The sequence below is a fragment of the Paenibacillus arenilitoris genome (genome assembly GCF_014705655.1).
Lineage (GTDB): Bacteria > Bacillota > Bacilli > Paenibacillales > Paenibacillaceae > Pristimantibacillus > Pristimantibacillus arenilitoris.
Genome location: NZ_JACXIY010000012.1, coordinates 125,597 through 150,882, shown reverse-complemented (window position 1 = coordinate 150,882; position 25,286 = coordinate 125,597). Strand labels below are relative to the sequence as shown.

The 25,286-nt window shown below is 52.2% G+C and carries 24 protein-coding genes and 1 pseudogene; 13 read left to right on the top strand and 12 right to left on the bottom strand.

Annotated features, from left to right (window positions below; all coding sequences use genetic code 11):
- Nucleotides 1-27: 27 nt before the first annotated feature.
- The 8 genes from IDH41_RS09840 to IDH41_RS09805 form a co-directional block, all read right to left on the bottom strand.
- Complete coding sequence (locus IDH41_RS09840; protein WP_190860522.1) at nucleotides 28-795, bottom strand: glycerophosphodiester phosphodiesterase family protein; 768 nt, start codon at nucleotides 793-795, stop codon at nucleotides 28-30.
- Nucleotides 796-816: 21 nt separating this feature from the next.
- Nucleotides 817-2,145, bottom strand: coding sequence for an ABC transporter substrate-binding protein (locus IDH41_RS09835; protein ID WP_397327717.1), 1,329 nt, complete (start codon nucleotides 2,143-2,145; stop codon nucleotides 817-819).
- Between the two features lie 75 nt (nucleotides 2,146-2,220).
- Complete coding sequence (locus IDH41_RS09830) at nucleotides 2,221-3,051, bottom strand: carbohydrate ABC transporter permease (RefSeq protein WP_190860518.1); 831 nt, start codon at nucleotides 3,049-3,051, stop codon at nucleotides 2,221-2,223.
- Between the two features lie 10 nt (nucleotides 3,052-3,061).
- The gene (locus IDH41_RS09825; RefSeq protein ID WP_190860516.1) at nucleotides 3,062-3,940 is read right to left on the bottom strand and encodes a carbohydrate ABC transporter permease; all 879 of its coding nucleotides are present in this window, start codon (nucleotides 3,938-3,940) and stop codon (nucleotides 3,062-3,064) included.
- On the bottom strand, nucleotides 3,933-4,985 hold the full coding sequence (locus IDH41_RS09820; protein ID WP_190860514.1) for an ABC transporter ATP-binding protein: 1,053 nt from the start codon (nucleotides 4,983-4,985) through the stop codon (nucleotides 3,933-3,935). The genes IDH41_RS09825 and IDH41_RS09820 overlap by 8 nt, the downstream gene beginning before the upstream one ends.
- Nucleotides 4,986-5,011: 26 nt before the next feature.
- Nucleotides 5,012-5,773 carry a DeoR/GlpR family DNA-binding transcription regulator gene (locus IDH41_RS09815; RefSeq protein ID WP_190860512.1) on the bottom strand — a complete coding sequence of 254 codons (762 nt, stop codon included), beginning with the start codon at nucleotides 5,771-5,773 and terminating at the stop codon, nucleotides 5,012-5,014.
- Between the two features lie 69 nt (nucleotides 5,774-5,842).
- Nucleotides 5,843-7,033: a sn-glycerol-1-phosphate dehydrogenase gene (locus IDH41_RS09810; RefSeq protein WP_190860510.1), complete on the bottom strand. Its 1,191-nt coding sequence runs from the start codon at nucleotides 7,031-7,033 to the stop codon at nucleotides 5,843-5,845.
- On the bottom strand, nucleotides 7,030-7,845 hold the full coding sequence (locus IDH41_RS09805; protein WP_190860508.1) for an HAD-IIA family hydrolase: 816 nt from the start codon (nucleotides 7,843-7,845) through the stop codon (nucleotides 7,030-7,032). Before IDH41_RS09805 ends, IDH41_RS09810 begins: the two co-directional genes overlap by 4 nt.
- 403 nt (nucleotides 7,846-8,248) lie before the next feature.
- Between IDH41_RS09805 and IDH41_RS09800 the strand changes: the two genes are divergently transcribed.
- From IDH41_RS09800 to IDH41_RS09790, 3 genes are read left to right on the top strand one after another with little or no spacing between them, the layout of a single operon-like run.
- Nucleotides 8,249-8,527, top strand: a complete 279-nt coding sequence (locus tag IDH41_RS09800) for an ArsR/SmtB family transcription factor (RefSeq protein ID WP_190860622.1) — start codon at nucleotides 8,249-8,251, stop codon at nucleotides 8,525-8,527.
- Between the two features lie 40 nt (nucleotides 8,528-8,567).
- On the top strand, nucleotides 8,568-8,951 hold the full coding sequence (locus tag IDH41_RS09795; RefSeq protein WP_190860506.1) for a VOC family protein: 384 nt from the start codon (nucleotides 8,568-8,570) through the stop codon (nucleotides 8,949-8,951).
- Nucleotides 8,952-8,981: 30 nt separating this feature from the next.
- Nucleotides 8,982-9,860, top strand: coding sequence for a PhzF family phenazine biosynthesis isomerase (locus IDH41_RS09790; protein ID WP_190860504.1), 879 nt, complete (start codon nucleotides 8,982-8,984; stop codon nucleotides 9,858-9,860).
- A gap of 108 nt (nucleotides 9,861-9,968) precedes the next feature.
- Here IDH41_RS09790 and IDH41_RS09785 read toward each other — a convergent pair whose 3' ends face one another.
- Nucleotides 9,969-11,255 carry a galactokinase gene (locus IDH41_RS09785; RefSeq protein WP_190860502.1) on the bottom strand — a complete coding sequence of 429 codons (1,287 nt, stop codon included), beginning with the start codon at nucleotides 11,253-11,255 and terminating at the stop codon, nucleotides 9,969-9,971.
- 247 nt (nucleotides 11,256-11,502) lie between these two features.
- On the opposite strand from IDH41_RS09785, the gene IDH41_RS09780 reads away from it, so the two are divergent.
- Nucleotides 11,503-13,089, top strand: coding sequence for an MFS transporter (locus tag IDH41_RS09780; protein WP_190860500.1), 1,587 nt, complete (start codon nucleotides 11,503-11,505; stop codon nucleotides 13,087-13,089).
- Nucleotides 13,090-13,616: 527 nt separating this feature from the next.
- Here IDH41_RS09780 and IDH41_RS09775 read toward each other — a convergent pair.
- Nucleotides 13,617-14,210, bottom strand: a complete 594-nt coding sequence (locus tag IDH41_RS09775) for an NAD(P)H oxidoreductase (protein WP_190860499.1) — start codon at nucleotides 14,208-14,210, stop codon at nucleotides 13,617-13,619.
- Between the two features lie 184 nt (nucleotides 14,211-14,394).
- On the opposite strand from IDH41_RS09775, the gene IDH41_RS09770 reads away from it, so the two are divergent.
- From IDH41_RS09770 to IDH41_RS09755, 4 genes are all read left to right on the top strand, one after another.
- On the top strand, nucleotides 14,395-14,736 hold the full coding sequence (locus tag IDH41_RS09770) for a winged helix-turn-helix transcriptional regulator (RefSeq protein ID WP_190860620.1): 342 nt from the start codon (nucleotides 14,395-14,397) through the stop codon (nucleotides 14,734-14,736).
- 96 nt (nucleotides 14,737-14,832) lie between these two features.
- Nucleotides 14,833-15,189, top strand: a complete 357-nt coding sequence (locus IDH41_RS09765; RefSeq protein WP_190860497.1) for a MerR family DNA-binding transcriptional regulator — start codon at nucleotides 14,833-14,835, stop codon at nucleotides 15,187-15,189.
- 170 nt (nucleotides 15,190-15,359) lie between these two features.
- Nucleotides 15,360-16,292 (top strand): NAD(P)-dependent oxidoreductase, encoded by a 933-nt coding sequence (locus IDH41_RS09760; RefSeq protein WP_223829600.1) that lies wholly within the window; start codon nucleotides 15,360-15,362, stop codon nucleotides 16,290-16,292.
- Nucleotides 16,293-16,344: 52 nt separating this feature from the next.
- The gene (locus IDH41_RS09755; RefSeq protein ID WP_190860495.1) at nucleotides 16,345-17,286 is read left to right on the top strand and encodes an NAD(P)-dependent oxidoreductase; all 942 of its coding nucleotides are present in this window, start codon (nucleotides 16,345-16,347) and stop codon (nucleotides 17,284-17,286) included.
- A gap of 41 nt (nucleotides 17,287-17,327) precedes the next feature.
- On the opposite strand, the pseudogene IDH41_RS09750 reads toward IDH41_RS09755, so the two are convergent.
- Nucleotides 17,328-18,253 (bottom strand): annotated as a pseudogene (locus IDH41_RS09750) (IS4 family transposase); the annotation flags it as partial.
- Nucleotides 18,254-18,745: 492 nt separating this feature from the next.
- Here IDH41_RS09750 and IDH41_RS09745 point away from each other — a divergent pair.
- The 5 genes from IDH41_RS09745 to IDH41_RS09725 all read left to right on the top strand — a co-directional run bounded on the left by IDH41_RS09745 (nucleotide 18,746) and on the right by IDH41_RS09725 (nucleotide 23,525).
- Nucleotides 18,746-19,300 carry a dihydrofolate reductase family protein gene (locus tag IDH41_RS09745; protein ID WP_190860494.1) on the top strand — a complete coding sequence of 185 codons (555 nt, stop codon included), beginning with the start codon at nucleotides 18,746-18,748 and terminating at the stop codon, nucleotides 19,298-19,300.
- A 132-nt stretch (nucleotides 19,301-19,432) separates the two neighbouring features.
- Nucleotides 19,433-21,709, top strand: coding sequence for an ATP-binding cassette domain-containing protein (locus tag IDH41_RS09740; protein WP_190860493.1), 2,277 nt, complete (start codon nucleotides 19,433-19,435; stop codon nucleotides 21,707-21,709).
- Between the two features lie 201 nt (nucleotides 21,710-21,910).
- On the top strand, nucleotides 21,911-22,078 hold the full coding sequence (locus tag IDH41_RS09735; protein WP_190860633.1) for a hypothetical protein: 168 nt from the start codon (nucleotides 21,911-21,913) through the stop codon (nucleotides 22,076-22,078).
- 42 nt (nucleotides 22,079-22,120) lie between these two features.
- Nucleotides 22,121-22,885 (top strand): hypothetical protein, encoded by a 765-nt coding sequence (locus IDH41_RS09730; protein WP_190860491.1) that lies wholly within the window; start codon nucleotides 22,121-22,123, stop codon nucleotides 22,883-22,885.
- A gap of 127 nt (nucleotides 22,886-23,012) precedes the next feature.
- A complete protein-coding gene (locus tag IDH41_RS09725; protein WP_190860489.1) occupies nucleotides 23,013-23,525 on the top strand; it encodes an AAA family ATPase in 513 nt (170 codons plus the stop codon).
- 704 nt (nucleotides 23,526-24,229) lie between these two features.
- On the opposite strand, the gene IDH41_RS09720 is transcribed toward IDH41_RS09725, so the two are convergent.
- Entirely contained in the window at nucleotides 24,230-25,249 is a 1,020-nt protein-coding gene (locus IDH41_RS09720) for an alpha/beta fold hydrolase (protein WP_190860487.1), read from the bottom strand.
- Between the last annotated feature and the right edge of the window lie 37 nt (nucleotides 25,250-25,286).

Here is a 25,286-nt window from a genome sequence, read left to right as displayed (position 1 = left end):
AAGCCTCGCTTGCGATGCCCGCCCGACTTATTCGGATGATTGCAATTGCCGCCGGACTTCCAGCGCGGGCGCAATATCGTTGCAGGTCATCAGCGTCGCCCCGCAGCCGAGCGAATACAGAACCTGCTGCCGGTCGTCGGGGCAGTAGGACCATACCTGCAGCCCCATGTCCCGGTACCGCTTCACGACTTGCGGCGTCAGCAGCGACATCTCGATGCCGATCGCCCACATTTTCGAATAGGTGCCCCCTTCGCCGCTCGCGAAGTTCGACATGACCTCTTCCTTGAAGCCTTGCGTCTTGACGCCGTGCGCATCGTGCAGATGAGCGATGATGGCCGCGTCGAAGCAGGTGAACACGCTGCGGGACAGGAAGCCGCGCTCCGCAAGCATAGAAACGGCTTTGTCGACGGCGTCCTTCGCATCGGCGCTTCTCTTCAATTCCACGTTCAGCAGCACATCCGGGTAAGCCTCCAGCAGCGCGCACAGCTCGGCGAAGGTCGGAATTTTCAGCCCTTCGAATACGGGGCCGAACCAGCCTCCCGCGTCCAGCCGCTTCAGCTCTTCCAGCGTCAGGTCGCCGACCTTGCCGAAGCCGTTCGTCGTGCGGTCCACCGTCTCGTCGTGGATGACCATCAACACCCCGTCCTTCGACAGGCGCAGATCGAATTCGATCATGTCCGCCCCGGCCTCGAGCGCTTGCCGGAAGGAAAGCAGCGTATTCTCCGGATAATCGGACTTATAGCCCCGATGTCCCGCCACGATAATGGACGGATTGTCCTGCAGCCGTTCAATCATGTCCCCAATCTCCTCCTTGCCTTAGTCTGCCAAAATACGATCCGCTTCCTTCTTGAACGTGTCCAGCGTCGCCTGAATATCCTTGCTGTCGTACATGATCGCTTCGATCGCGGAGAAAAATTCGTGCATGACTTCCGGCCACGCCACGTCGTTATTCGTATCGACGGCATATTGCAGCTGGTCGTACGCGACTTTGCGGTTCGGCTCCTTCGCCCACAGGTCCTTCATCTCCTGCGACTCGACCATCGATTTCGTGAACGGCAGGTAGCCGGACTCCAAGATGAACGGCAGCGCGCCCTGCGGGTCCGTCTCCATCCAGCGGATGAATTCCCATGCCCCTTCCTTGTTCTCGGACGCCGCGAGCATGGACACGTTCGCGCCGCCCGTCGGATTCGCGAATACTTTATCCTTCGGCAGGAACGCCGTTACATAGTCGAAGTCCACCGCCGACGCCAAGCCGCCGATCGAGCCGGTCGATTGGTACACCATCGCGACCTTGCCTTCCTTGAACATGCCGTTGACGATATTGCCGGAGTCCGTGGACGGCGGGTAGTAGAGCGCGCCTGTACCTTGCAGCTTTTTCAACTGGCTGAACACTTTCATGCCGACCCCGTTGTCGTAGAAGCCGATCGACGTCTTGTCTTCGTTGAAGAACGTGCCTTCCGCCTGGCTGATCATCGCGATCGGATACCAGGTGTCGTACGGCATCGAGAAGCCGTAGCGCGTATATTCGCCGTTCTCCTTGACGACGAGCGCATTCGCGGCTGCCTCAAGCTCTTCCCAAGTCGTCGGAACGGCAAGCCCTTTCTCGTCGAGCAGCGTTTTGTTCACGTGCAGGATTGGCGTGGAACGGTTCAGCGGCAGCGAAACCAGCTGGTCGTTGAAATACGAATGGCCCATCAGGCCCGGCGTGAATTCGTCCGCGCTAATGCCCGATTTCTCCAAATACGGGGTCAAATCCTCCAGCACCTCGGAATCCGCGAACATCTCGACGTAGGCGCGCTCGAGCATGCTGACGTCCGGCGCGGAGCCGGAGGCGACGGCCTGCTGCAGCTTCGTGACCGTCTCGTCGTAGCCGCCCTGGAACGTGCCGACGACCTCGATATTGTCATGCGACTCGTTGAAGCGCTGAATCATCGCGTCGATCCGCTTGCCGTTGTCTCCTCCCATCGAGTGCCAAAATTGCAGCGTGACCTTCTCGGCCGGCGCCGCCGGCGCGTTCGACGGCGCATTCGCATTCCCCGCGTTCTCCGCGCCGGCATTACCTCCGTTCGAGCTGCCGCAGGCCGCGAGCAGCCCGGTCATTACCGTCATCGTCACCAACATCGAAAGCTTCTTCTTCATCTCCATAACCCTCCGTTTAATCGTTTGGTTTATTTGAAACCGGCTTATGCCGCCCGTGGACGGCGCAGGCCGTTAACTCATTCATTTAATGCCCGAATAGACGAACGCCTTCACGATCTGCTTGGAGCAGAACAGGTACACGAGCAATATCGGAATGACCAGCACCACGTTGCCCGCCATAATAATGTGCCAATTGCTGATCCCCTCCGTCTCCCGCAGCATCGCGATGCCGAGCGTCAGCGGCCGGATCGCCTCGGCATCCGTCATGATGAGCGGCCAGAAGTAGTCGTTCCAGTGGCTTACGAAGCTGAACAGCGCAATCGTCGCGAGCGCCGGCATCGACATCGGCACCATGATCTTCCGCATGATTTTGAACTCGCCGGCGTTGTCGAGCCGGGCCGCCTCCACGATCTCCTCCGGTATTTGCATAAAATATTGGCGAAGGAGGAAGATGCCGAAGGCGTTCGACATGAACGGAATAATTTGCGGCAGCAGCGTCTTCGCGATGCCCCAATCGGCCATCATCAGGTAGACGGGAATGAACGTCACCTGGCCCGGAATCATGAACGCCAGCAGCACGAGGGAGAACAGGATGTTTTTCCCCGGAAACTTGTATTTGGCGAAGGCGTACGCCGCGGGAATCATGACAAGCAGCTGGATCGCGATGATCGAGAGCGTCACGATCGCCGAGTTTTTAAAGTAAGTCAGGAACGGTCCCGCGCTCATCGCTTCGGCGAAGTTGATCCACTGCGGCATCGCCGGCACGAGCGTCGGCGGATAGGACAGCGTCTCGCGGTACGTCTGAAGCGAGGTCGAGAGCATCCACAGGAAAGGAAATACGAATACGATGAGAATGGCCGTCTTCAATAGATAGCCCAATGTCAACCCCGTATAACGCCATGCTTTGGTCATATTGGCCTCCTTATTGATAGTGAACCTTTCTCGACAGCAGCCGGAAGTAGACGAAGGTGAGCAGCGCGATGATCGCCATCAGCACGACACCCGTCGCCGACGCATAGCCGATATTCGTCGTCCTGTTCTCGTAAATGTAGTAAACCAGCGTGTTGGTCGCGTTGTTCGGACCGCCTCCCGTCATGACCTTCACCGTATCGAACACCTTGAACGAGCCGATCGTCATGATGACGAGGATGAAGAAAAGCTGGGGCGAGATCATCGGCAGCGTAATTTTCCAGAACGTCCGCAGCTTGCTCGCGTTGTCCAGCGCCGCCGCCTCGTAGATGCTCGGCGATATGCTCTGCAGCGCCGCCACGAGGATGAGCACGTAATAGCCGATCCCTTGCCAGACCGATACGAGAATGACCGACATGAGTGCCGACTTCGAGCTTTGCAGCCATTCGGACGTCGGCAGGCCGAACGCCTTCAGCACGTAGTTGAGGAAGCCCAGGTTTGGCTCCATCATCCACAGCCATACGAGCGCGATCGAGACGATCGACACGACATGAGGCGTGAAAATGCCGGCTTGCACGAACACGTTGAACTTGCTTTTTTTGCCCAGCCATACGGCGAGAAGCAGCGAGAGCAGCAGCGTCAGGATGACGACGCCGGCCGTATAGAAGACCGTGTTCGACAGCGACTTGTAGAAATCTTCGCGCGAGAAAATTTCCGCGAAATTGTCGAAGCCGATGAATTTGCTCTTCGCCTTGTTCATCAGGTTGTAATCGTATAAGCTCAAATAGCCCAGAAATACGACCGGATAAAGGACGAACAGAAAGATGCCGGCCATTGCTGGCGCGATCATCAGATAGGGCCGCAGCGTCTCGCCCAGTCTTTGCTTATCCATGGCTTCTTCCCCGCAGCGCCTCCATGCACTTCCCGTAGGAGCTCTCCTTCTCGTCGATTCTCCTCTCGTCCTCCCCGAAGAAGTGCAGCTTCGCCGCAGGCACGCCGACGTACACCTCTTGGCCCGCGGCGAACAGGTCCTCGCTGCACTTGACCATGTAATTGCCGCTGCCGCTCCTTACCTGGTAGATCGTCTCGGAGCCGAGCATCTCGCGCGTGGCGATCACGCCGCGGACGGAGAAGGGCTCGTCTCCTTGCGCTTCGGACAATACGGCGCTCTCCGGGCGGAAGCCGAACAGGCTCCCGCTCTCGCCGAGCTCGCCGACGTTCATCGGCGGCGTGCCGATGAATTGCGCCGTGAACCGGTTGCTCGGCCGGCGGTACATCTCATCCGGAGGAGCCTCCTGCTGGATGACGCCCTTGTTCATGAGCACGATCGTATCGGCCATCGACATCGCCTCCACCTGGTCGTGCGTGACGTAGACGAACGTGGCGCCGAGCTTCTTGTGCAGCTCGATCAGCTCGATGCGCATTTGCACCCGCAGCTTGGCGTCCAGATTGGATAGCGGCTCGTCCATCAGGAAGACGGACGGCTTCTTCACCATCGCCCGGGCCAGCGCGACGCGCTGCCGCTGCCCGCCGGACAGCGTCGACGGCTTGCGCTCCAAATATTCGTAGAGGCCGACCGCCTTGCTGATGCCCTCCACGAGCTCTTCCCGCTCGGCTTTGCGCACCTTGTTGTTGACGAGGCCGAACTCGATGTTCTCCCTGACCGACATCGTCGGATAGATGGCGTAGTTTTGAAATACCATGGCCACGCCCCGCTTGCCCGGCGCGATCCGCGACACGTCCTTGCCGCCGATGAGCACCGAGCCCGACGTCTGGGGATCCAGCCCCGCGATCATGCGGAGCAGTGTCGTTTTGCCGCAGCCGGACGGGCCGACCAGAACGGTAAACTTGCCGTCCTCGATTGTTAAGTCCAAATCCTTAATGACCTCGTGCTTATCGAAAGCCTTCGACACGCGCTTGAATGCAATGGATGCCATTGGCTCCTCCCCTTCTTCGCAATTCGTTATACCGTATATACCGTTATGCCGCCGTCCCGGAAAGGCTTCAAATCCTCCTCGGCCGCTTCCTCGCCCGTAATGAGCGTATGGATCTCGCTGTTCGGCGCCACCGTATGCAGCGACAGCTTGCCGATCTTCCGGTCGTCCGTGACGACGATGATTTCCCGCGCCGCCCGGATCATTCCCTGCTTGGCCGGCACGAGCTGCGCTTCCGGATGCATCAGCCCGTGCTGGGGATGCAGCGCCGGCGTACCGATGAACGCCTTGATGACGTGGAGCGACTTCAGCGCGTGATCCGTCAGCATGCCGTTCAGCATGTAGCTCGACGGATACAGCTCCCCGCCCGTCAGGATGACCTTCACCTTCGGCGCGTCGCGCAGCTCCGCCGCCACGTTGATATCGTTCGTCACGACCGTAATGTTGGAGCGGTGGACGAGATTTCTCGCGATATGAAGCGTCGTCGTCCCGGAGTCGATAATGATATGGTCCCCGTCCTCCACCAGGCTGGCGGCCTTCCTGCCGATTCGCATCTTCTGGTCCAGGTTCTGGTTCGACCGCTCGTTAAAGGAAGGCTCGTCGTTGGTCCATGCTTCGATGACGACGCCTCCGTGCGTCCGCTTCAGGCTGCCTTCCTGCTCGATCTCGGACAGATCCCGGCGGATCGTCGCTTCATGCACGCGAAATTCCTTGGCCAGCGTGCTGATCGACGCCGTATTATGCCGCCTGACGTAATCCAGAATCCGGCGTTTTCGTTCGGCTGGTAGCAAAGGCATCTTCTCCATTCACGCAAAATCGAACAGATTCTGCTTGTCGTTTTTTTAGAAAATGTAACCGCCTCACGCGTCCGCGACCGCCACGTTCCGCGCATGTAACAGCGTGTACCTCTCCGGCCTGATGAGATGCGCCTCCCGCAAGCTGCGCGCGAGCAGCTCCGGATGGACGCTGAGCTCCTCGGTCGATACGGGGCCGCTGACCGTCCGAAGCAGCTCCCGCAGCTCGCCGTCCCGAGGAATTTGCCTAATGGCCTGCTTGATCACGTCCCAATGGGCTGCGACTGTCGGCTTCGCGCCGCTCTGCCGGCCGAAGTCTTCCTCCGCGAGCCGGTGGTACAGCTTGCTGATCTCGGCGCACGCCGCGCCGACCTTCGCGCCGTGGAGCAGCTGCCTGCGGCCGAGGCGGATATATTCCATTTCCCAGTAATGCGACAAATGATGCTCCGCGCCGGACGCCGGATGGGACTGGCCGAACAGCAGCATCGCGAGGCCCGATTCGATGAGCGAGCGGATCAGCGTATGAATGCCTTCCTCCTGCTTTCGCGCAATAAGTCCGGCCTGCTTCACGCACTGCAGCAGCGCCGCTCTCGTCACGTCCTCGGCGGCCTTCAAGTAAGGCTCGCCGGCCGTCAAGGCGCCGAATCGCCAGTCGAACAGCGACGTATATTTGCCGAGCATGTCGCCGAATCCGGCGGCCGCCAGCGCGGGGGGCGCTTTGACCAGCACGTCGAGGTCCGCGAAGATCGCGTCCGGCCCGATCGCGAGAATCGTCTTCTTCTCCCCGCGGACGATAATCGGCGCGCCCTTCGAATTAAAGCCGTCGACCGAGGCCGAAGTCGGAACCGAGAGGAACGGAATGCCCTTCGTATACGCGGCATACCGCGCAAGGTCATGGATCGTTCCTCCGCCGACCGCGAGCACGGCTTGCGCGGAGCTTCGCTGAATTTCCAGAATAAGCTGGATGATCGACGCTTCGTCGGCGATCACGTCGCCCGCGGCATTCGGCTTGATCTTCGATAGCGCGGCGGCGATGCCGCTCCGCTCGAGAGAGGCTTGCAGCGTCTTGCCGGCCGCTTCGTACGTATGGGCATCCGCCGCAAGCACGACGCCGCGAAATCCCTTCGTCTCGAGGTAGCCCGGGATTTCTCCCAGCGCGCCGGCCCGAATTTCGATGCGATTCACCGCCATGCGCGCAAGCGCCTGCTCGTCCAGCTCTCCGGCGGCTTGCTTGATGCGCTCAATCACCGTCGTCATTTCGCCGCCTCCGTTTCCGCCGAGAACGCGGCCGCCCGCGCGGCATCGGCCAGCGAGTCCCAAATCCAGTCCGGCTGCCACTCGCTCGCCTCCGCATCCTCCCGCTTCGCGGAGCCCGTCAACACGAGCGCCGTCCGCATGCCCGCCTTCTTGCCGAGCTGGATATCCGACGCCAGACTGTCGCCGACGACGAGACAGCTTGCGGGCGGCAGCCCTATAGCGCGCAGCGCGGCCTCGGCCATGATGGAAGACGGCTTGCCGATGACCAGCTCGACCTCCTTGCCCGTCGAAGACACGATCGCGCCGATCATGCCCGCCACGTCGATCGAGTCGCCCTCGTCGCCGGGGAACGTCTTGTCCGCGTTCGTGGCGATGATCCGGGCGCCGCTTCTCACGGCGCGGAACGCGTCGTTCAGCTCCTTGTAGGTGAGCGTCTCGTGCAGCGTAATGACGAGCCACTCCGCGGACTCCGGCTTGTCCGCCATTGCGAGGCCCGCCGCAGCCAGCTCCTCCCTCAGCCCTGCATCGCCGAGCGTCCAGACCGGCGAGCTACTATAATAAGCGCTCAAAAAATTCGCGGTAACGGTCGAGCTGAGCAAAATCTCCTCCTCCGGCACGTCCAGTCCCATGGCGCTCAGCTTGGCCTTGCACATTTTGCGCGAAATATTTCCCCGGTTGCTCAAAAAAACGGTCTTCATCCCGCGCCGCTTCAGCTCGGCGATCGCTTCGACCGCACCCGGAATCGGCTGCTTCCCCTTGTATACCGTTCCGTCCAAATCAATAATGAATCCTTCTATGCCCTTTACTGTCATGCCTGTCACAGCCTTTCCGACTTGAGCAAAAAACCGGCGTCCCCGTGCGGCTCGCCTTTGTTCATTCACGCTCGTTTCTGTTGCTTGGTTGCTCGTATTTGTTCGTTTTCACTATAAAGAGGCAGTGTCATCCGAATGTCATCGTCATATTGAGTTTATGTGAAGGGGGATGGAGGCAGCGCAAATAACCCGGCGAGCATTGGGCCGCCGGGCTTTATCGGTGATTCGCCGGTTAACGGCAGGGAGATTGGAGGAGACGCGCGTTTAAGCGCGTTTTTGCGCATATTCGCCGTAACAAGCGCGATTTCGTCGCAAGAAACCCTATCTAGCTGCTTCCATCATACAAGTAACCTTAGAGTTGCTCGACTTGACAAGCAACTTAAGAGTTGCTTATACTCCGTATATGAATGGGGACAAAGACGCTATATTCCATGCGCTTGGCGACTCGACTCGGCGGCTGATGTTAGACGAATTATCCGAACGCAGCGAGCTGACGTTGTATGAGCTTACGGCACGTCTCATCATAAAGTACGACCTTTCCATTTCGAGACAGGCGATAGCCAAACATCTCTCCGCATTGGAGGCCGCAGGGCTCGTAAAATCGGAAAAAAGGGGAAAATATCGAGTCATTATTTTCAACAACGAACCGCTTAAAAATTTGTTGAAAGGATGGACAGAGTAATTTTATTACAATTGCAACTATTAAAGGAGGCAAAAACATAATGAAAATCATGGTTACCAGCCTATTCGTTCAAGATCAAGACAAGGCATTGCCGTTCTATACGGAAACGCTGGGCTTTGTAAAAAAGCATGACGTACCCGTCGGAAAATTCAGGTGGATCGCGCTTGTATCTCCCGATGAGCAGGACGGTACCGAGCTGTTGCTCGAACCGAACGATCATCCTGCCGCCAGAGAGTATCAAAAGAAAATATTTGCCGACGGCATCCCGGCCACCATGTTCGGCGTTGCGGATATTCATCAAGAGTACGAACGATTATCGGAAAACGGCGTGAAGTTTACGATAGAGCCGACAAAAATGGGCGAACTCACCATAGCTGTCTTCGACGATACATGCGGCAACTTTATTCAGATTGTGCAGAAATAACGTTATGACGAGATATCGCGAGGTGGTCATGTGAAAATAGTAGAGGTTTATCATTATGATGCATTCAGCCCTATTCCGAATATGGGAAATCCGGCAGGAATCGTCTTTGACGGCGAAACCCTCTCCGAAGAGCAAATGCGGGAAGTGGCGGAGAAAGTCGGGTTTAATGAAACGGCTTTCCCTTTGAAATCCGATAAAGCCGATCTCAGAATCCGTTTTTTTACGCCAGGGCATGAAATCGATCTTTGCGGACACGCAACCATGGCCACTTTATACGCTTTAAAAACAAAGGGGTTACTCGGGGATAAAACCAAACTGACAATTGAAACAAAAGCAGGCGTTTTGCCGATTGAATTCACTTCAAACGACGGACTTTACATCACTATGAGACAGACTGTCCCCCGGTTTCAACAATTTAATGGATCACTTCAAGAACTTGCTCGCTCATTGGGTATCGAAGAGAGCGATATCGAAACGGGACTGCCGACATTGTATGGCAGCACAGGTACATGGACTTTATTGATTCCAATCAAAAGCCTCGCCGCATTCAAGCGGATGTTACCCGATAACAAACGATTTCCGCATGTGTTGAAGGAAATGCCAAGGGCGTCGGTCCATCCGTTTTGTTTGGAAACCTACGATCCGAACGCGCATATGCACGCACGTCATTTTTCGTCTCCGTTCTCGGGCACTATTGAGGATCCGGTCACCGGAACGGCTTCGGGGGTAATGGGGGCTTATTACGCGAGATACATCGACAATCAGTCCGCTTTATTACATCTTCTAATCGAACAAGGAAATGAAATCGGACGGGATGGAAGGATCAGAGTGTCGGTTACCGAAAACGGCAATCGGATAGAGGTTACCGGAAACGCTGTTTATGTCAATCAATTCGAGGTATTCCTATAATCATGATACGAACGCGGCCATTGCATGCTCCCTTACGATAGACAGGTGAATGACGAATAACCTGTTAGGGTAAGGGAAGCCTGCATTGGCCGATTATGCCATCCGAACCTACAGGAGCGTATTCAAGCAGACCGCTCCGATTTCGCGTACGCGGATCGTGAACAGTTCCGTGCCGGTCGTACGCCCGATCAGTTCCCGGTATTCCGGTACCGCCGCATGCGGCAGAACGGCGAGGATGACGCCGGCGAAGCCGCCGCCGTGCACTCTGCAGGCACCGTCGCCCAACCGGTCGATGAACCGTTCGGTAATGGCGAGCGTAAGCGCAATTCCCTGTTCACGGGACACCGATTCCTGATAGATGTTCTGCAGCCATTTCCACGAGGAATTGCCTGAAGCGGTAATATCCTTCAGGACGTTGTGCCACTCGCCCGCCTTAATTGCCTCTACCTGCCGCCCGACGCGGTCATTTTCATCCAGATAATGCAGCGCTCGCAGCACCGCCCGATCTCCGGCGGTTTCGCGGAGTTCCGCGAGCCGGCCGTAGATCATCTCCGCCGTCAAATCGCGACATACCTCTGCACCGAAAGCTTGCGCCACCGCCCGCATCTCGTTCGGGATCGAAGCATAATCCGCCGTCAGGTCGGCATGATTACCGCCGGTGCCGACGATGACAAGGCTGTAACCCGCTGCTTCAAAGGTGCCTGGAATACGCTCGATCCGCGGCTCTGCCGGCTCCTTAAAGTCGATAGTGATCATACCGCCATGCGAGCAGGCCATCTGGTCAAGCATCCCCGACGGCTTGTTCCAATAAAGATTTTCGGCATGCTTGCCGATTCGCGACATCATGACCGCATCCAGTTCTCCGTCGTTATAAAAAGTACTTAAAATTTGGCAGATCAGAATTTCGAAGGATGCAGAGGAGCTGAGTCCCGACGCCGGAAGCACGCTGCTGCTGACGTAAGCATTGAATCCGCCGATTCGGTACCCGTGCTGCCGGAAACCGTGCGCGATACCGCGGATCAAAGCAGCCGTCCCGCCCTCGCCCGCCTGCGGTTCCAGATCATCCAGATTAATGACCGACACGCCCGGATACCCTTCGGAAATGACGGAAATGACTCCGCTGTCCACAGCTGACGCAGCCGCAATCGTATCCAACTGAATACTGGCCGCCAGCACCTTTCCATTGTTATGGTCCGTATGATTGCCGCCTATCTCCGTGCGACCCGGCGCACTGAAGTAGTTCAACGACTCCGTCTTCCCGTATTGCGCGCCGTATCCTTCCATACACTTCCGGTACCTGTCGATTTGCCGCTCCCGTTCTTCGCTGCCGTACATCTGCTCCAGCAGCCGTTGTGCCTGAGCCGAATCAAAAAGCTGCTCGAATTGATCGTTCATCTGGAATGTTCCTCCCGGTTCTAATGGTTTGAGTTGTGGTTTTCATTGTCCATTGTACCGAAAGGCGGCGTTCACGGATAGGCTATTTATGAAAGCAGATTTTATTTTGCACTTGAAACTTACGTAACGTAATGTTCTACGATAGGGATACCGGTAATGCTTCGCGCGAAAGAAGGGGATGATCGTGAAACGGGAGCTTAGCAGGATTAACGGTTAACCATTTTCCCAAGGGAGGATAAAATAAACCATGTACGAACGATCAAGTAAGACGAAGGCCGGCATAAGGGAATGGCTAGGGCTTGCGGTACTTGCCCTGCCCGCCCTTCTCGTCTCGATCGATATCTCCGTCATGATTCTCGCACTGCCGCATATCGGCGCCGACCTCGGTGCCGATAGCGCCCAGCAGCTGTGGATCATCGACATTTACGGCTTCATGCTCGCCGGGTTTTTGATCACCATGGGAACGCTGGGCGATCGGATCGGCCGCCGCAAGCTTCTGTTGCTCGGCGGTGCTGCATTCGTCATAGCCTCGATTTTGGCTGCATTCTCCAGAAGCGCCGAGATGCTCATTGCCGCCCGCGCGCTGCTCGGCATAGCCGGGGCGACTGTATCGCCATCTACTCTAGCCTTGATAAGCAACATGTTCCATGACCATAAGCAGCGCTCTCTCGCCATCGGTATATGGTTAACATGTTCGATGGGCGGCATGGCCCTCGGGCCCGTAGTTGGCGGTATCCTATTGGATTACTTCTGGTGGGGCTCGGTGTTCCTTCTGGGCGTGCCGGTCATGCTGCTTCTGCTAATAACCGGTCCCATGCTGCTGCCTGAATACCGGCACCCCGAATCCGGCCGGCTGGATTTGGCCAGCGTTTCGTTATCGCTGGGCGCCATTCTACCGGTCATATACGGCCTCAAAGAAATCACCAAGCACGGACTGCAGACGGTTCCTGCGCTGCTTATACTGGCGGGCGTCGTCCTCGGCGCGGCGTTCGTGTCGCGACAGCGCAGGCTGACGACTCCCCTGCTCGACCTGCGCCTGTTCGCGAGTCCCGGATTCGGCGCCGCACTGGGGGGCATGTTCGGTATTACGCTGACAGGAGCGACCATGCTCTTCATCGCGCAGCACCTCCAATTCGTGCAAGGAATGTCGCCGCTCCAGGCAGGGTTGTACATGCTCCCCGGGGTCATTGCTTCGATGGCCGGCATGCTTCTCTCGCCGCTTATCGCGCGCCGGATCCGGCCGGCCCGTCTTATCGGAACGGGGCTGTTGGTATCGACCGCGGGCTGTTTTCTGCTGACCCAGGCAGGAGTTGAATCGGGTCTTGCGTTTCTGGTGCTCGGGTATATCTGCTTCAGTATAGGCTCAGCCCCGCTCCCAAGCCTGTCCAGCGACCTTGTCATCGGCTCGGCCCCGCCGGAGAAGGCGGGTTCGGCTGCCTCCATGCTGCAAACAAGCGGCGAATTCGCCTTCGCGCTCGGCATCGCGGTCTTGGGCAGCATCGGCACGGCCGTTTACCGCAGCCAGATGGCGAACGCGATTCCCGCCGACTTGCCGTCGTCCGCGGTACGAGCTTCCCTGGACGGCTTGGCAGGTGCCACGGCTATAGCGGAAGGCCTCTCCGAACAAGTCGGATCGGCGCTGCTCACCGATGCGCAACAATCCTTTACCAGCGGAATGCATGCCGTTGCGGCTGCTAGCGGCGCTATCATGCTCGCAATCATCGTCCTTATCGTTACGCGGCTTCGGCACGTACGGCCAATCGGAGAGACGCAGTCTGACCAGATCGACCATATTCCGGAAGTTGCACCCGGTGTCGCCGGAGAATCAAGTTAGTTGACGCACCGGAAGTCATTATGTAGGATTATGGAATTGACTGCTCTCATCTGACCATGGGCTGATTGCCCGTGGTCTTTTTTTATGATTTCAAATTCAGAATCGATTAGGGAGGCAAAACAGATGTTGAAATTATTCGAGTATAACTGGCAAGTTCGGCAATGTCGACCGGTACTCGGATGGTTTCTGTACGCTTGTTAGAAATCGATGACGAACAAGAGCCCGAAGGACGTTTGGCATTCGCTGAAAATCCACCATCGGACGGTTTGCAGACACAGATCCATACAGAGCATCCGAATGGGGCAATCGAGTTAGTCGAAGCGATCCTGTGTATCGAGATGGAGAGCTAGATACATGTGCGGCGCGGTATCGTCTTTATTTGTTAACTCAAACGGATTTCCGGTTATTGAGACGGCGAGGGGAGATGTTTTTGTGCCGGGCGCCTCACTTCTCGGGACTTCAATAATATTGCGACAGTAATAAAACGAAGTCATTCTCGTGGGGAGAATGACCTAACGAAAAATGAATTATTGAGCAACGGACTTTAAATCGTTGTCATAGTATAGTCCGAGATGATACGCTTGCGTCAGGAGTTTTTCGAAAGTTTCCGGTCTTGAATCCAAAGTGTCATACAATATCTCAACCTTGCTATTAGAAATTCCGCAGTAATCGGCAATTCCGATGTTCAGGTGATGGGTCATCATCTTATCGTACTGGTATTTCTCATAGTGTTCTTTCGGAGCTGATGCTAGCCCGATCCACAGTACTTTTTTATGATGCAGTTTGTTGGAGCCGTACGCAAAACCATTGTTCCAAACACGGTCGATATATCCCTTTAATATCGCTGGAAAACTGTGCCACCATATTGGAAAAATATAGGCGAGAGCATCGTGTTGCTTCATTCGTTCGATTTCTGTCTCAACCTCAGGCGAATAGATCTTGCGATCAGTCGACGAATCGGGTTCATCTGCCTCCCACAGTACAGGATTAAACCCACTGCGATGCAGATCAAGCACTTCCATTTCGTGGCCCGCATCAACGAGTCCCTGTGTAAATCTGTCTGCAACAGAAAAGGTTAAGGATTGCACCCTTGGGTGCGAAACAACGGTCAAGATTTTCATAGTCGTCACCTTCCATTTTCTACTTATTACCTCATCGAGGTACGATATGATTATCTGATAGGCTGTGAAAAAAGGGAAGAACGTACTTTTTTGTACAATAGGAACCAAAAAGTGATATAGGCACCGAAAAGGACCTATACAAAACAATCTATTAAAGGGGGGTTATTCCTTGGAATTGCAGAGTATGCGAACTTTTAACATCCCCGCCGAAGCGACACTGGAGGTTATAGGGGGGAAATGGAAATTATTGATTTTATGTCACTTAAATTGTGGACCCGGACCCAAGAGAACGAGTGAATTAAAAAAGAAAATTCCCGATATTACACACAAAATGTTAACTCAGCAGCTTCGGGAGCTAGAGGAAGCCGGCATCATCGTTAGAACGGTTTATAATCAAGTTCCGCCAAAAGTTGTCTATGAAATGAGTGAATTTGGAATGACGCTGAAATCAATATTAGACCAATTAGGTGAGTGGGGAGAACAATATATCAATCAACGTAAATGGAAGTCCTCCTGCTCCGAATGAAGATAAGAAGACTTGTAGGACATATTGGCATAATAGCATACAGAAATATGTGGATTGAATTTGCCGACTGGTGCATTAGTAAGGAGGTACTTAAAAGTGAAAATAGGCGAGTTATCCCAATTGACTAATGTCAGCATTCGTTCCATCCGGCATTATGAAAAAAAAGGGCTGTTGCAAGCAGATAGACTGGAGAACGATTATCGGAGTTTCGCCGAGTCTGCGGTCGATCGAGTCGTGGCGATTCAGTTATATTTAAAGCTAGGGTTGACGGCAGATGAAATTGGGGTGCTGTTCACGGGTAATATCGCAAATCCTGACGATTACGAGTATTGCGAAGCGATGCTGTCCATGTACGAAGAGAAGCTGACCCAAGTTGATCGTCAGATCGCAGCGCTTCAACAATTGAAGAAAATATTGAAACGTCAAATCTCTCTGACGTTGTCAAAAAAATAATATTTATTCGCACCCAGGCCATGGAGCATCGTCATTTGCTCTATGGTTTTTTTATTCCTGCGGCAGCTCTTGACCCTAACACTAGTGTAATACTCTAGAATGAGGTTCGAACACGAAGTGAAGAGCGTTTTGCGGTTTAAATTAACTAAATTATTGAGGGGGTTTTTCATTTGGAGAGGAAAGATCAAAACTCTACTGTTACCGGTGATAAGATGATGGGCATGGATCGCTTACCAGTATCAATCATCGGCTTGGGCAATATGGGCTCGGCGCTGGCCGAAGCATTCGTCAAAGCGGGACATAAGACAACCGTTTGGAACCGCAGTGCCGTGAAAGCTACTCCCCTCGTTGCCATGGGTGCGGTACACGCGGATACGATCGAGGACGCAGTCTCGGCAAGCCCATTAGTTATTACTTGCCTTACTACTTATGATGCCACGATCCAAACTATGGAACCGGCTGGAGTTGGACTAGCTGGCCGAACTCTAGTCTCTTTGAATTCCGGTACACCTTCAGGTGCTCGTAAAATGGCCGCTTGGGCAATTGGACACGGTGCGAGGTTCCTCGACGGAGCTGTCAAAAATGTACCTTCAGCCGTAGGGAAACCGGATACCCTTCTGTACTACAGTGGTGACAAGGCTACTTTCGACGAGCACGTGGCGACGCTGACGGTACTAGGCGGCGACACCGACTACCTTGGCGGAGAACCGGACCTCGCTAAACTTTACGAATTCGCCGTGGGAGGAACGCTGCTGCCGGCCCTTATTGGTTTCTTCCAGGGTGCCGCTCTTGTCACGGCGCGCGGTCTGCAGGCAAGCTCGCTGGTACCTTATTCCATTAAATGGCTAGAGATGATCGGATCGGTCCTGCCTATTTTTGCGGAGGAGATCGATGCAGGCGACTACACCAAGCCGGCCTCATCTGTCGGCATCTTCCATGAGACTATCGCATACGACCTTGAAATCGGCGAGGAGACAAACATTGACGTCACTTGGCATGCTCCCATGCATGATCTCCTTAGACGAGCGGTAGCGACAGGTCACCGGGACCATAGCATTTCGTCACTGGTCGAGCTACTCAGGAAATCGGAACGGTTGGAATAAATATTTGCTATTTGTCACCATGCCGAATTTTCAAGCTGAAGGGAGTTTCTCCATGAATAGTAGTAACCAAAGTGAGAAAATAGACAACGAGTCGATTGATGATGCTATAGCAGGCGGGAGCCGCTCATCGGTCACGGTCATCGGGTTAGGTCCCATGGGTAGGGCGATGGTTAGCGCTTTCTTGAAGCGCGGTTACGAGGTTACCGTATGGAACCGAACTTCAAGCAAAGCAGACGAGTTTGTGTCAAAGGGGGCCATTAGGGCATCTACTGTCAACGAGGCGCTTGCCTCCAACGAATTGGTCATCCTCAGTCTAACGGACTATGATTCAATGTACGCTATCCTCGAATCGGTCTCGGAGAAACTATCCGGCAAAGTTATTGTCAACCTGAGTTCGGATTCCCCGGAGAAAGTCCGCGAAGCAGCGAAGTGGTTAAACGAACGCAGAGCCTGGCATCTCACCGGTGGCGTGCTGGCCTCACCTTCAGAAATCGGCAATAAGGAGTCTATTACGCTTTATAGTGGTCCAAGTGCCATCTTCGAAGCTCATAGGAAAACACTTGAGGTGCTAACAGGCACTGATTATAAGGGCGAAGACCCAGGACTTGCCATGTTGTATTACCAGATTCAGATAGATGTCTTCTGGACCGTAATGCTTAGCTACCTTCACGCCCTTGCCGTGGCGAGAGCGAATGGCATCACTGCTAAACAGTTCCTGCCATACGTCTCGGAAATCCTATTCACTATGCCTAAATTACTTGAGTTCTACACTCCCCGTGTCGACTCAGGAATGTATCATGGTGACGTTGAAAAACTTGCTATGGGATTAGCAAGCATCAAGCATGTTGTTCATACCTCCAAAGAAGCTGGAGTTGATGCTTCTCTGCCAGCCGCAGTTCTAGATGTCTTCAAGCGTGGCATTGCGAGTGGTCATGCGGATGATAGTTTTACCATACTCATTGAAATTCTCAAGATGTCCGGTGCTCGTTCATAACTCAACTTTCGCAGCTTGAAATCGGCAAATAAGCCTTGAAAGCGATGACGCACAAAGACGATGGTAACGGGAATTCCCGGGGACAGCTTGGTACGGATGGAACGCAGGATGCCCTTGCTCTTTCCTTGAACGGGTGTAGCTTCGTAGTAAAGCTCCCGGAGTGTTAATCGACGATCACCCACGAGATAGCGTTTCTTATCTGCCTTAACCATACCGATGACATCCAGTCCGCGATCAAGCATCGCCCTAATCAGCGGAGCATGTGTAAAACCAACTGTCCATAAGCACGTAAGAAGCCTGCACACCGGCAGCCAGCGCACGATCGACCATGGCGGGAATGACCTCAGGTGCAGCCAATAGAGCTTCCATCCGCCGCTTGTACCCAGACGTCCGTTTTTCAATGCCTTCCATGATGCCGTTCACTTGCGACTTCAGAGAAGCGAGCAAGGAGAAGTCGACAGGGATGAACGTATGACCGTCTGACCGAACCGAGTGTGAGCATCCGAAATCCCTTGTAATAGCAACCCGTTGCGTGGTCCTTAAACCTTGAAAGCAATTCGACCATTTTGCTGCGGTTCCGATCAAACATGGAATCGTCGACCACAAATACGGACACGCGATTCTCTTCTGTCAGTGGCTGAACCTTACTAATAGCGGAGGTACTGAGCAAGGACAAGAACCTACGCCAAGCGTAGCCACTATGATGAAGGAAACGATAGACGGTGTCTTTGCCAGGGAATGCTTCTCCCTTATCGCTTTCCAGCAAACGAAACCAATTCTTGTGATGAAACAGCAGGACGAAGACAAGCTGGAATAAGAATGAACAGGTATATCCGAATCTCTTCTTGAAGCCTGCTGTTTTCAAGTGCTGCAGTACTTTCAGTTCTTTGAAAGACGCTTTGATTTCATTTGGAAGTTGATTAGCCTGTACGTTTGCTCTATCATATAGAGGACACCTCTTCTGTATGGTAGTGATGATCTCGACAATCTCACTTTACCAAATGAAGTGGTGTTTTTCTATTTTCGCAACTTCCATATTGAACTGGCCTTCAATTCAGTTACATCGTGCATTTAAGCCGATTTTCGTGGATTTGATACTCCTGCGCGTCGTCTTTTAGAATGTGCTATTGAATTACCGCCTACAATCTCAGGGGCAAAAAAATTCGTAGAGGAAAATGCTGATTCTCTTAAAGTATACTTTCTTTGAACGAAGACTTAACAAATTCAATGACTGTGTTCTTGAAGGAAATGAAGGTTCTGTAAAGATGATGAAGAAATTGAGAGTACACTTATTGGATCACCCCAGTTTATGGTCGGAGAAAAAAGATAAGAATTATCAAATTACGACGAACTATCGAATCATTGTTAAAATAGATATCCTCTCTTTTATAAATATGACATAAGGTGACGTATTTGAGGTCTAAAATGGGTGTTAGATCAACGAAAGGAGTTGCAAATCATGAAACGAAGAATAATTTTAGATTTAGCGGTTACTTTAGATGGTTTTATTGAAGGGAAAAATGGTGAAGTTGACTGGTGCATTATGGACTCTGAGATGGGGTTTGTAAATTTTTTAAATCAAATTGATACCATTTTATATGGAAGAAAAAGCTATGATTTATGGGGACAATTTACTCCGGAAATTGAACATACTGATTCTGAAAAAGAGTTTTGGGAATTGGTTCATAGTAAAGAGAAATACGTGTTTTCCAGAACGCAAAAGGGGACTGATAATAAAGCAATATTCGTAAATGACAGTATTCTTGAAGAAGTAAATAAATTAAAGAATAAGCCTGGTAAAGACATCTGGCTATATGGCGGAGCAAGTCTTATTACAACTTTTATCAATTTAGGACTTGTTGATGAATTTAGATTATCTGTTCACCCTGTTGTTTTGGGAGAAGGGAAACCGCTGTTTGTGGATATAAAACAGAGGTTGAATTTAAAAATGGTTCATACAAGAACGTTCTCCTCAGGCGTTGTACAACTAATTTATCATTTTGACGGGAACTAATCATATTGAACCTTCCAATGCTAAAAATCGTTAGTTTCATATTAACAGCGGCAAGTCTACGACTTTATTTTCTGGTCTTCGATTGCCGCTTTTTCATTTATTGGGTTCAGTCTAAAATCGGAGGTAGAGTCTATGAGCGTCGAAAATATCATAATCAAAGGAGCACGCGAGAATAATCTGAAAAACGTGAATGTCCGTATACCGAAGCGAAAAATCACAATATTCACCGGCGTCTCGGGCTCGGGGAAATCTTCCTTAGTATTCGACACCGTAAGCGCAGAAGCGCAGAGGCAGCTTAATGAGACTTTCACCGCATTCATCCGGAATCGGCTGCCCCAGTTTAATCAACCAGATGCCGATCTCATCGAGAACCTGTCTACGGCGGTTGTTATCGACCAGAAACGACTCGGCGGCAACTCCCGTTCGACGGTCGGCACGATCACGGATATTTATGCGATGCTCCGGCTGCTGTTCTCCAGAATAGGTAAACCTTTTGCTGGCAATTCGCATGTTTTCTCGTTTAACGACCCGGCCGGCATGTGCCCAGAATGCTCCGGAGTCGGACAGGTGGTGCAATTTGATGTAGACAAGTTGCTTGACAGGTCCAAGTCGCTAAATGAAGGCGCGATCTTGTTCCCCGCATTTAAAGTGGGGAGCTGGTACTTGAATACGTATACCCATACCGGCTTGTTCGACAACGACAAGCAGCTTGCCGACTATACGCCGGCAGAATGGGATACCCTCCTCCACGGCAAAGAAAGCAAGATCGTATACCGCACCAAAGGCGGCGATATCGAATCGGATTATGAAGGTCTGCTGCCCAAGCTCACCCGCTTGTATTTAAAACGGGACAGCAGCGAGATGTCAGATGCCAAACGCGAAACCCTTGACCGATTTCTATCCTATAGCGATTGTAACCTTTGCGGGGGAAGCCGGCTTAATCAAGCGGCCTTGGGCTGCCGGATTAACGGATACAACATTGCGGAATGCGCAGCGATGGAGATTGGAGAGCTAATTCGTATGATTGAAGGCATTCAGGATCCCGTTGCCGGCCCGATGATTGATGGGATTCTGACCCGGCTCAACCATCTGATCTCCATCGGTCTGGAGTACCTGAGTCTGGATCGACAGACCGCAACTTTGTCGGGCGGGGAGTCGCAGCGCATCAAGATGGTCCGTCATCTGAGCAGCAGTCTTACCGACATGATCTACATTTTCGACGAGCCGAGCGTCGGGCTGCATCCGCGGGATGTCCATCGTCTGAACGGCATGCTGTGCCAGCTCCGGGACAAAGGGAATACCGTACTTGTCGTCGAACATGACCGCGAAGTAATGGAAATCGCCGATTACATCATTGATGTCGGACCTCATGCGGGAACCCGCGGCGGAGAGATCGTCTACGAAGGCGACTTTGCGGGCTTGCTCCGATCGGATACCTTGACAGGACGGTACTTGAAGCAAAGTCTGCCCTTGAAAACTTCTGTCCGGGTGCCTAAGGGTTGGTTGACGGTAACCGGCGCCAGCCTGCACAATCTGAAGAATGTAAAAGTCGATATACCCTTCGGTGTGCTGACCGTGGTGACGGGAGTAGCCGGCTCAGGCAAAAGTACGTTGATTAACGGAGCATTCCTGCCATCGCATCCGGATGCGATTGTCATTGATCAGACGGCCGTGGGCACGTCCATCCGCTCCAATCCGGCTACCTACACGGGGATGATGGATGAGATCCGCCGGCTGTTCGCAGCCGCCAACAAGGTGAGCGCTTCCCTGTTCAGCTTCAATTCCAAGGGAGCCTGTTCCAACTGCCAGGGTCTCGGGATGATATACACGGATTTGGCTTTTCTCGAGCCAATAAGGACGACTTGTGAAATTTGCGCTGGTAGGCGGTTCAGCGATGAAGTACTAGATTATAAACTAAACGGAAAATCCATCAGCGACGTTCTAGCCATGACGGTGCGGGAAGCTTCGGAGTTCTTCAGCAGGAAGGAACTACTCCGTCAATTGCAGACGCTGGAGGATGTGGGACTCGGATATATGACGCTGGGCCAGCCTCTAAGCACCTTGTCTGGCGGGGAATGCCAACGTATCAAACTGGCCGGAGAACTTCATAAGGAAGGCAGTCTCTATGTCATGGACGAGCCGACAACCGGATTGCATATATCCGATATCTCTCGTCTGATGGACATTATGAACCGTCTGGTCGATGGGGGCAACACAGTGGTGGTCATCGAACACAACCTGGATGTGATCAAGAGCGCGGATTGGATTATTGACATGGGTCCCGAGGGCGGACATCGGGGTGGCCGAATTGTATTCGAAGGCACTTCTGTCCAGCTTACTGCTGCTGAGCATTCGATAACAGGGGCGTATTTGCGCAAGGCAGAAACCGGCCAGGGAGCGTCTTCCTGACAGGAGCCGATTGAGCTCGCTCGATAGTTAAATAACGACGGCAGCGGCCAACCGCCGTTGTCCATTGAATTAACTGGAAACGTTAGCATTCCTGTAGAGCGTTAATTATCAGCTTTGCAAAAAGAAGAGCGCCCCGGTACGATGGGAGTACGCAACGGGTCATAGCCCTTAAAATCCCATCATCCAGGAGGACGCTTTACTATGAAGTTTAAAGCCCAAGACAAGCAAAATCAACTTATTGAAAAATTTACCCCTCAGCATCTCGTCGTCGGAATCGACATGGCACAACTAACGCATGGCAGCCTTTGCTCAAATAACTGGCAGAATAATGCAATTGATTTGAAAATTGTATTGACAGTAGGTTGCTAATCTGGGATGATAATTTAATTTCTTCCCATTGAGGTGATCTTGTTGGAACATGCGAAGGCAGTAGATAAAATAAACAAAAGGGTATGCGAAATCATAAAGAAGCATCTTGACTCCTCATGCGTAGGTTTGATAGTACATGGATCTGCTATCAAGGGAGGTTTCATACAGGGTAGTAGTGACATTGATTACATTTTATATGTAGACGATGCAGCTTTAAACGAAGCAATGAGATTACCAGCGGAGCTTTGTATATCCATTCATAAAGATCTGTCGTCAGTTGATGTATGGCCTTTTCGATATATTCAATTTAGTGTGTTGTCATCAAAAACTAACACATATCTTGGTCCGATTCCAGGATCTTATCAACTTTTAACAGGGCGATTGCTTGTTCCTGAATCAACCAATGATGAAATATATCAAGATGCTATTAAATCGTTAGACAAATTAATCCCAGCTGATTCCTTTAACACCCATGGATTACTTGATCATGGTGAAGATCGAATAGAAAGATGTACAAGGCTGTTGTGTACGATTGTATGGCCAATTGCATTTCAGTTACTGACCGTTATTCATAAAGATGATGGTATCAGAATATGGAACCTGAAAAAACAAGAAGCTGTCTCATTGTTGACAACAATACCCGCGGTTAGAAATGAAATAACATCCTTCTATCAGTCAGTTCAATCTTACTATCCATTAGAGCAATCTGCTGAAAAGGCCTTAAAGGTGATTGAAGAGGGTCTCTCTTTCATTAACGCAGCTAAACGTCACTGGATATTTATAAAATCACAATTGTTATTACTCTAACGGGAGACGTTAGTTTCATGACGGCAGCCGGCTGAGTAGTACAGCTGCCGTCTCCACGCTAACGGGCAGTTTAGCGACAATATAGAAACAACTAATTTATTGTGCTTATCCAGTTGGAGGGTCTGCTATGGGCATTAGGAATTATCTGATTGAAGGCGTTTCCGGCGCCGGCAAAACTACGGTCTGCAACGAATTGCAGCGGCGCGGCTACCATGCCATTCATGGTGACCGTGAATTGGCTTATCAAGGCGACCCGGAAACTGGTACCCCGACGGATGGCTTTAAACCCGAACACCACATTTGGCATGTAGATAAAGTAGAAGCTTTGGTCGCCAATCAAGATGAGGCGGTAACATTTTTCTGCGGTGGTTCGCGGAATTTCCCCAAATTCATTGATCTCTTCGACAGCGTGTTTGTCCTTGAGGTCGACCTGGAAACCTGTCTCCGGCGGATTGATGAGCGAGTGGCACTGGACCCAACTGACTGGGGTGGCAGACCAGAGGAACGGGAAATCATTCGGCGCTTGCATCAAACGAAAGAAGGCGTTCCCAAAAACGGGATTATGATCGACGCCTCCGCACCGATCGCGCACGTCGTTGACGAAATCCTCCATCAAATCGAAGCAAATGAACGCCAATGACAGTAACTTACGGGCGCTCAAGGACGCTGAGTTAACGGGTACGAGAAATAACACCATGAGGCTGCCGCGGGTCAAACATGCAGCCTCATTAATATTTGGCAGTATATGGGTAAACTTACCTGTTTTAGTAGTAAGGATTCACATGTAAATTAGAAGGATCAAACTATAGACATATTGAAGAAAGTGGAATTCATATTTTACTCGGATGCATTTTTTGGATTTCTGCATTTTCTTATCTTAAAAATAAATAATCAACGTGTTATTAAGCTAACGGGCACGTTAGCAGAATGATGACGCAAAGGCAGCCGTATGTTTTGGAACTGGAGACTCTTACGCACGATTTTAATCAGAATGGGCTTGCAATAAAGGCTAACATACAGGTGGGTAAAAACACTAAAGTAGATGCTTGCTTCGGTTACAAATAACAGTGGAGAGACCGTTATTTATAATGGGCGTTGCGGCATTCCTTTCTATATTTCAGTGAAAAAGGAAGACGCTTATATGCACCTCATTGCACGAGTTTAAGAAAAATGGAACCGAACGAAACATTTGAAAAAGAAATGGACGTACTGTGAGTGCATTGAGCGGCACCTATGAGGTATCATTGTTTTGAGATAAAAAAAGAAGGCAGCCGAGCAGATGATCGGTTGCCTTCTTAGCTTGATGCTGCTTACCTATATTTGACGTGAAATTCCAATGATGATCTATCCGTTTGTACTGCGAGCCAACAAGCGTTTTAGGCTGTCATCAATAAATTGATTATCGGCACGGTTGATTCCGCGACCGGCAAAATGGCCCCAGATCGACTCGATCGGATTAAAAACAGCATTAGGCATAAGCTTGGCCTCGTATTCGTTATCGTCCGCCGTGCAGAAGAGATCCGTGCTCCCCGGCATGACGCAGGCGAGCGCTTTAATGCTTCTGAGCGCCGCATCGAAATCTCCGTTATAGGCCGGGTTTGCACTAATATCCGCAAATTGGCCTGTCCATAACATGGCCAGGACATTGTGCGGATCCATCTTCATAAAGCTGTCTTCCCAGACGCCAGCCACAAAATCCGCCAATGAATCAAATCCCAGCTCACGGTAAAGTTCCTCTCTGTAAAACGCCTGCGATAAGCCCCATCCCGCGTAGACACGGCCCACGGCGCGCATGTCCGCAGAAGTCAACTGGTCTCGTTGATTTGAATCGAGGCGGGCCGCAGCCATGAGAGCAGCCTTCATTCCGTCCAGGACCACATACGTATGGGGCCAAGTCTTGGCAGCTCCGGCGAAAGGCGCGATTCGTTCCACCATGTCCGGATAACTTGCCCCCCATTGGAACGATTGAATGCCTCCCATTGACCAACCCACTACGAGAGCGATCTTTTGAATGCCGAACTTTTCGGTTACCAGCCGATGCTGAAATTTAACGTTGTCATAGATGGTTACCTGCGGAAAATTCACCCGGTCGAATGGGGGAGGCGTGTTGCTGGGAGACGAAGATAATCCGTTGCCAAGCAGATTCGGAACGATAATGAAATATTTCCGCGGATCCAGTGCCATGCCGTTTCCAATCAACCATTCATTCTGAACATGCTGGTCGCCAAAAGCAGTTGGATAGACGATGACATTATCTTTCTTTTCATTCAATCTCCCATAAGTCTTATAAGCAAGAAAAGCGCCCGGTAACGTCACGCCCGATTGCAAGGCTACGTCACCCAAATCAAAAATCTCATAATCCATCGTATTGTCGCTCCCTTCAAAATGAAACCACACATCT

Excerpts from the sequence above, each read along its gene's own strand:
- IDH41_RS09770 (WP_190860620.1), top strand. The coding sequence starts at position 14,395 with ATGCGAACTTTTAACATCCCCGCCGAAGCGACACTGGAGGTTATAGGG.
- IDH41_RS09800 (WP_190860622.1), top strand. The coding sequence starts at position 8,249 with ATGAATGGGGACAAAGACGCTATATTCCATGCGCTTGGCGACTCGACT.
- IDH41_RS09840 (WP_190860522.1), bottom strand. The coding sequence starts at position 795 with ATGATTGAACGGCTGCAGGACAATCCGTCCATTATCGTGGCGGGACAT.
- IDH41_RS09825 (WP_190860516.1), bottom strand. The coding sequence starts at position 3,940 with ATGGATAAGCAAAGACTGGGCGAGACGCTGCGGCCCTATCTGATGATC.
- IDH41_RS09720 (WP_190860487.1), bottom strand. The coding sequence starts at position 25,249 with ATGGATTATGAGATTTTTGATTTGGGTGACGTAGCCTTGCAATCGGGC.
- IDH41_RS09745 (WP_190860494.1), top strand. The coding sequence starts at position 18,746 with ATGAAACGAAGAATAATTTTAGATTTAGCGGTTACTTTAGATGGTTTT.
- IDH41_RS09775 (WP_190860499.1), bottom strand. The coding sequence starts at position 14,210 with ATGAAAATCTTGACCGTTGTTTCGCACCCAAGGGTGCAATCCTTAACC.
- IDH41_RS09820 (WP_190860514.1), bottom strand. The coding sequence starts at position 4,985 with ATGGCATCCATTGCATTCAAGCGCGTGTCGAAGGCTTTCGATAAGCAC.
- IDH41_RS09740 (WP_190860493.1), top strand. The coding sequence starts at position 19,433 with ATGAGCGTCGAAAATATCATAATCAAAGGAGCACGCGAGAATAATCTG.
- IDH41_RS09755 (WP_190860495.1), top strand. The coding sequence starts at position 16,345 with ATGAATAGTAGTAACCAAAGTGAGAAAATAGACAACGAGTCGATTGAT.
- IDH41_RS09805 (WP_190860508.1), bottom strand. The coding sequence starts at position 7,845 with ATGACAGTAAAGGGCATAGAAGGATTCATTATTGATTTGGACGGAACG.
- IDH41_RS09830 (WP_190860518.1), bottom strand. The coding sequence starts at position 3,051 with ATGACCAAAGCATGGCGTTATACGGGGTTGACATTGGGCTATCTATTG.
- IDH41_RS09735 (WP_190860633.1), top strand. The coding sequence starts at position 21,911 with ATGAAGTTTAAAGCCCAAGACAAGCAAAATCAACTTATTGAAAAATTT.
- IDH41_RS09725 (WP_190860489.1), top strand. The coding sequence starts at position 23,013 with ATGGGCATTAGGAATTATCTGATTGAAGGCGTTTCCGGCGCCGGCAAA.
- IDH41_RS09810 (WP_190860510.1), bottom strand. The coding sequence starts at position 7,033 with ATGACGACGGTGATTGAGCGCATCAAGCAAGCCGCCGGAGAGCTGGAC.
- IDH41_RS09795 (WP_190860506.1), top strand. The coding sequence starts at position 8,568 with ATGAAAATCATGGTTACCAGCCTATTCGTTCAAGATCAAGACAAGGCA.
- IDH41_RS09780 (WP_190860500.1), top strand. The coding sequence starts at position 11,503 with ATGTACGAACGATCAAGTAAGACGAAGGCCGGCATAAGGGAATGGCTA.
- IDH41_RS09835 (WP_397327717.1), bottom strand. The coding sequence starts at position 2,145 with ATGGAGATGAAGAAGAAGCTTTCGATGTTGGTGACGATGACGGTAATG.
- IDH41_RS09785 (WP_190860502.1), bottom strand. The coding sequence starts at position 11,255 with ATGAACGATCAATTCGAGCAGCTTTTTGATTCGGCTCAGGCACAACGG.